Annotated in this window: 2 protein-coding genes; both read left to right on the top strand. The window is 76.2% G+C overall.

Translation table 11 applies throughout. The features are described 5' to 3' along the window. Positions 1 to 2,717: SDR family oxidoreductase (locus HET64_RS34695; RefSeq protein ID WP_215111223.1), on the top strand; the 2,717-nt coding region annotated here is incomplete at its 5' end. Positions 2,718 to 2,802: 85 nt separating this feature from the next. Then, a partial coding sequence (locus HET64_RS34690; RefSeq protein WP_285801936.1) for a beta-ketoacyl synthase N-terminal-like domain-containing protein occupies positions 2,803 to 6,623 on the top strand: 3,821 nt, incomplete at its 3' end.

Genomic DNA, 6,623 nt, shown 5'->3' with positions numbered 1-6,623 from the left:
AGCCGGCCCCGGCGGTGCCTTTCCCCGCGCCGGAGACGACTGCCGCTCCCGTGGACGACGCTCCCGTCAACGGCTCGGTGTCCCTGTCGCCTTCGGAGCTGGAGGAGTTGCTCCTGTCGGTGGTGGCCCGCCTCACCGGCTATCCCACCGCCATGCTCAACATGGACATGGAGCTGGAGGCCGATCTGGGCGTCGACTCCATCAAGCGCGTCGAGATCCTGTCGGCGGTGCGCCGGCAGGTGGGCGACGTGGCGACCGGGGACCCCGGGCAGCTCGGCAAGCTCCGTACGCTGCGCGAGATCGTCGAGACGCTCACCGGCGGCCCACGGCCTCCCGGGCCCCCGGAGCCGGATGCCCGGGCCGGGCAGCACTCCGTGGCGGCCGGGGCCCCGGCCCTCCGCGAGGTGCCCGCCCCGGACGCCCCGGACGCCCCGGACGACAGGGCGGATGAACGTACGCCGCTGACGCGGCTGGTGCCGCGCCTGGTGGAGTCGCCCGTGTCCGGGCTGACCACGGCGGGACTGCTGGACGGGCCCGTCGCGGTGACCGGCGGGGGCCCCGGCGGGTGCTCGGTCGTCGGCCTGGTGGCCCGGAAGCTGGTGGAACGCGGCGTGGCCGCCGGCGCCGTGGCGGACGTACCCGAGGGCGCCCGGGGTGTCGTCCACCTCGGCGGACTGACCGCGGGCGGTACACCGGAGGAGGCGCGGGAGGTCCACCGGTCGGCGCTCCGCGCGGCGCGCGCGGTGGCGCCACGGGCGGCCGGGGGCGGCGGGCTGTTCGTGACCGTCCAGGACACCGGGGGCGACTTCGGGCTCGGAGGTCACGCGCCCGGCCGGGCGTGGCTGGGCGGGGTCGCCGGTCTGGCCAGGACCGCGGCGAAGGAGTGGCCGGACTCCTCGGTCAGGGTCGTCGACTGCGAGCGGGGCGGCCGGGACGACGAGGAGCTCGCCGAAGCGATCGTCGGGGAGCTGTTCGAGGGCGGGGCCGATCCGGAGGTGGGCCTCCGCGCGGACGGCAGGCGCGCCCTCCCGCGGATGGTGCCCGCGCCCGTCACGCCCGCCGGCGCCCGGCGGATCTCCGGTGCTTCCGTGATCGTGGCCACCGGAGGGGCCCGCGGGGTGACCGCGGCGGCCCTGCTCGACCTGGCCAGGACCCACCGTCCGCGGATCGTGCTGCTCGGGAGGACGGAGCTGACCGCCGAGCCGGCCGGGCTGGCGTCGGCCACCGACGGACCGGCGCTCACCCGGCTGCTCGCGGAGCGTGCCCCGGACGCGGCGGACTCCTCGCCCGCCCGGATCGCGGAGCGGGCCCGGGAGATCCTGGCCGCGCGCGAAGTGCGCTCGACGCTCGCGGAGTTGGAGGCCGCCGGATCACCCGTCCGGTACATCCGGGTGGACGTCCGCGACGGCGACGCGCTCGCGGCCGCTCTGCACACCGTGCGCGAGACGTGGGGGCCGGTCACCGGCATCGTCCACGGTGCGGGGGTGCTGGCCGACAAGCGGATCGTCGACAGGACCGAGGAGCAGGCCGAGTCGGTCATGGCCACGAAGGTGGACGGTCTGCGGGCGCTGCTGGCGGCGACGGCGGACGATCCGCTGGACACGATGCTCCTGTTCTCGTCGGTGGCCGCCGTGTTCGGCAACGCGGGGCAGAGCGACTACGCGATGGCCAATGAGGTCCTCCACCAGGTCGCGTCGGCCGAGCAGGTCCGTCGGCCCGGCTGCCTGGTGCGGTGTGTGGCCTGGGGACCCTGGCAGGGCGGCATGGTCACCCCGGCGCTGGCCGCACACTTCGGCCGGTCCGGGGTTCCGCTCATCCCGCTGGCCCAGGGAGCCGCGGCCTTCACGGCCGAGGTGGACGGTGTCGCCGGTGAGGCCCGCGTGGTCCTGGCGGCGGGAGACGATCCGGCCGCCCTGGCCCCGGCGGGCGACCCGCGGCGCGCACAGGTGCTGGTCCGCTCGGACGTCCTGCCGCAGCTGGCCGACCACGCGCCCGCCGGTGTTCCGGTGCTGCCCGTGGCCCTGGTCCTGAACTGGTTCGCGGGCGCGGCCACGGCCTGGCTGCCGGCCGCCGGGCGGCTCGTCCTGCGTGATCTGCGGGTGTACAAGAAGTACGCCCTGCCGGAACTGGGCGCCCCGGGTCACCGGCTCACCGTGCTCGGCAGCCGGGGTGCGCCCGGTTCACCGTCGGGTCTGGACGCGGAGCTGCGGGGCGAGGACGGCCTGGCGCACTTCCGGGCCGTGCTGGACACCGGGGCCGGGGAGCCCGACGCGACCTCGTGGGACACCCCGGACGGACTGAAGCCTCTCGACCGGGCCACGCCCTATGACGGGGAGGTCCTCTTCCACGGCCCCCGGTTCCACGCCCTGCGCACGGTGCGCGGGGTGTCGGAGCACGGGGCGGAGGCGACCGTCGCGGGCCTGCGGACCCTGGGCTGGGCGGACGAGCACGGGCCGCTCGATGCGGCGGCCGTGGACGGCGCGCTCCAACTCGCCCTGCTCTGGGCCGAGAAGGTGCTCGGGGCGGCGACGCTGCCGATGGCCGTCGCCGAGTGCAGGGTGCACCGGCGCGGCCCGGTGGACGGCGCCGTGCGCTGTGTGGTGCGGGGACGGAAGGCGCACGACACCGGGGCGCGCTGCGACGCGGCGCTGATCGACGCCGACGGGTCCGTCCGGGTGGAGCTGATCGGTGTCGAGCTCGTCCTCCGCCCCTCCTGACCCCGTCCCTCCCTCCGCACCCCGACTCGCCCGGCCCCGTCGTCCTGGTCCCATCCGCCCCGCCCCGCCGTGAAGTGAGACCCGTATGCGTTTCGAACCGATCGCCGTCGTCGGCCGGGGCTGTGTGCTGCCCGGCGCGCTGGACCCTGACACGTTCTGGGAGAACATCGCCGCCGGCCGCACGAGCCTGTCGGCCGCCCCGGAGGGCCGGTGGCGGCTGCCGCGGCGGTGGGCCATGGGTTCGGTGGAGGATCACCTCGACCGCACCTGGACGGACGTCGGCGGTTACGTCCACGGGTTCGAGTCCGTCTTCGACCCGGCCGGCCTCCCCCTCGCCCCGGAGCGGATCGCAGCGCTGGACCCGCTCTTCCACTGGGTCCTTTACGGGGTACGGCAGGCGCTCACCGAGGCGGGACACACGGGTCCGCTGCCGCGTGGAGGGCTGGTGCTGGGGAACCTGTCGTACCCCACGCCCGCCGGGGCGGCCTTCGCCGAACACGTATGGCTGTCCGCGCAACGCCCCCCGCTCCGCGACGCCCTGCTGGCGGGTGAGCGGCGGACCCGGCCCGATGCCCGCAACCGGTTCTCCTCCGGGCTGCCCGCCCGGCTCGCGGCCCGCGCGCTCGGGCTCGGGGCGGGGGCGTGGTCCCTCGACGCCGCCTGTGCGTCCTCGTTGTACGCGATCAAGCTGGCGTGCGACCGGCTGCACGACGGCACGGCGGATCTGATGGTGGCCGGTGCGGTCAGCCGCCCCGACCCCCTCTACCTGCACGTGGGGTTCTGCGGGCTGTCAGCGACCAGCCGCACGGGGCGCAGCCGTCCCTTCCACCGGGACGCGGACGGGCTGGTGCACGGCGAGGGCGCCGGGTTCGTGGCCCTGACACGGCTGTCCGACGCCCGCGCCGCCGCCCTGCCCGTGCTCGGTGTGATCCGCGGCGTGGGGCTGTCGAACGACGGACGCGGTTCCGGGTTGATCAGCCCGTCGGAGGAGGGTCAGGTACGGGCCGTGCGCCTGGCCTACGAGAGGGCGGGCGTCGCTCCCGAGTCGGTGTCGCTCGTCGAGTGCCACGCCACGGGGACACCGGTCGGGGACGCGGTGGAGGCACGCGGCATGGCCCGGGTCTTCGGGGCCGCTGAGGACCTTCCCATCGGTTCGGCGAAATCGAACATCGGGCATCTGCTGGCCTCCGCGGGTGTGGCGGGACTGCTGAAGGTGCTCGGTGCGATGCGGGCGGGGGTGCGTCCGGCGACGCTCGGCGCCGGACGACCGCTGGACGTACTGGCGGGCACGCCGTTGCGGGTGCTGGCCGCGGCCGAGGAGTGGGCGGGGCCGCGCAGGGCGGCGGTCAGCGCCTTCGGGTTCGGCGGGACCAACGCCCATCTGATCGTCGACGCCCCGGACTGCCCTCCCCCACCCGCCGTGACCCGGACGCGAACCGCCGCCCGGTACGCCGGAACGGCCGCCGAGGCCCCGGACCCCGCTCCGGCAACCGCCGAACCGGGCGACCGTACGCCGGTGGCGATCGTCGCCGTCGGAGCCCGGGTCGGCGAGGGGACGTCGCTGGAGGACTTCCGCCGGGCGGTGCTGGGCGGCGAACGGCGTGGCCCCGTCGCGGAGATCGCCGTGGAGCTGACGGACCTGTGCTTCCCGCCGCTGGCCCTGGAGCGGACCGTACGTCATCAGCTCCTGGTGCTGGAGGCCGCCCGGGAGGCCGCCCGGGCGGTGAGCCTGCCCCGCGAGCGGACCATGGTGGTCGTCGGTACGGGGGTGGACCCCGAGGTGGCCCGCGCGGGCGCGCGCTGGCGGATTCCGCACTGGCTGGAGCAGTCGGGGACGCCGGTCGGCGCGGCGTCGGCGGACCTCGCCCGGGATGCGTTCACCCCGGCCATGACGGCGGAGGGCGTGGTGGGCAGCATGCCGAACCTCGCGGCGAACCGCATCAGCACCCAACTCGACCTGGCAGGACCCGGGTTCACGGTGTCGGCGGAGGAGGCGTCCGGGCTGGTGGCGCTGGGGATCGCGGCTCGGGCCATCCGGTCGGGGGAGGCCGACGCCGCCCTCGTCGGCGCCACCGACCTGTCCTGCGAGGCGGTTCACCGGGCCGCCCTGCGGGATCTCGGCCGGGACGAGGAGCCCGGGGACGCGGCCGTCATCCTGGTCCTCAAGTCCCTGGACGCCGCTCGCAGGGACGGCGACAGCGTCCTGGCCCTGCTGGACGAAGAGGCCACCGGCGAAAGCGACATGGTCATCGGCGACGGACCCGACGCGGTCTTCGATCCGGCGGCCTCCTTCGGGCGTGCTCATGCCGCGTCCGGGCTGGTCTCCGTCGCGGTCGCGGCGCTCTCGCTCCAGCACCGCGCGGTACCCCGCACCGGAGGACCGGCGGACACCGCGGCCGTCGCCCACACCGCACGGGCCGTGGTCACGCCGTTGGAGGGGCCGGCCGCCGGCGTACGGCTGCGCGCGGGGGACGCCCGCCCGTGGCTGCGGGGCCCCGCCCCGCGCCTGCACGTCTACTCGGGGGCCGACCGCCGGGCGGTGCTGGGCGCGCTGGAGGCCGGCAGGGAGTCCTCGGCCGGCCCGGCCCGGCTGGCCTTCGTGGTCGACGGCGACACCACGTGGCAGGAGCGCGGGGCAGCGGCCCGCCGCTGGCTGACGGAGGGCGGGGCCCGCCCGGCGGACGTCCTGTACCGGGACGGGCCGGTCGTCGGGCAGACCGCCTTCGTGTACACGAACGGCTCGGCCGCGTACCCGGGGATGGGCCATGAGCTGGCCCTCGCGTTGCCGTCGCTGGGCGAGCGGGTCCGTGAGCAACATGGGGCGATGGGGGCGCGCCTGCGGGCCGGGACCGAGCCCGGGGTCCTCGGCCAGATCTGGGCCGTCGCCGAACTGGCCGCGTTCCACACCGTGTTCAGCCGCGAGGTGCTCGGACTGCGGCCGGACGCCGCGATCGGGTACTCCTCGGGCGAGTCGACGGCGCTGGTCGCGCTGGGAGCCTGGCCGGACGCCTCGGGGCTCTATGAAGCGACCCGGGACAGCGGTCTGTTCACCACGGAACTCGCGGGCGAGCTGCGGGCGGTCCGGCGCTACTGGCGGCAGCGGGGCATCCGTGGCGACCGGTGGTCGAGCCGGCTGATCGCCGCGCCCCTGGCGGCAGTTCGAGCGGCGCTCGCCGGGGAGCGGGCGGTCCACCTGATGGCGGTGAACGCGCCCGGGGTCTGCGTCATCGGCGGTGAGTCCCGGGCGTGCGCGGCCGTCGTGGCCAGGATCGGCGTCGACCGGGCGATCGAGCTGGACTACGACATGGCTGCCCACGCACCGGAGTTGGCGGAGGTCCGGGAGGTGTGGCACGAGGCCCACCGCCGTCCCACGGTCGAGGTGCCCGGCGTTCGTTTCTACAGCGGGGCCTCCGGCCGGGCGTACCGGCCGACGTCCGAGCGGGCGGCCGAGGCGCTCACCGCTCAGGGGCTCGGCACGATCGACTTCGCGGCCACGATCGAACAGGCGTGGGCGGACGGTGTCCGGGTCTTCGTGGAGCACGGCCCGCGGAGGCTGTGCACCGGCTGGATCAAACGGGTGCTCGGCGACCGGGAGCACGTGGCCGTCGCCCTGGACACCCCGGGCGACACGAGCCTGCGGCACCTGTGCCTCGCGGTGGGCGAACTCGTCGTCGCCGGGGTGCCGGTGGAGGCCGACGCGTTGCTCGCCCGGCTCGCCGGTGCCGCGACCGGCCTTCCGCGGCCCGGCCCCACCGTCACCGTTCCCGTACCGCCCTCTCCGTGCCTACCGCCCCTGGAGCGCGCCGTGACCGTTCTGCCCCGGGCCCCGGAACTCGCCCCGGTACCGGAGACCGGCCTCGGTTGCCCCGCCTCGCCGGACCGGGACCCCGGCCACGTGGTCACCCC

Source organism: Streptomyces sp. McG3 (assembly GCF_018619185.1).
In the GTDB taxonomy this organism is placed as follows: Bacteria; Actinomycetota; Actinomycetes; order Streptomycetales; family Streptomycetaceae; genus Streptomyces.
Note: the sequence above shows the minus strand (reverse complement) of the source record. Positions and strands in the feature narration are given on the sequence as shown.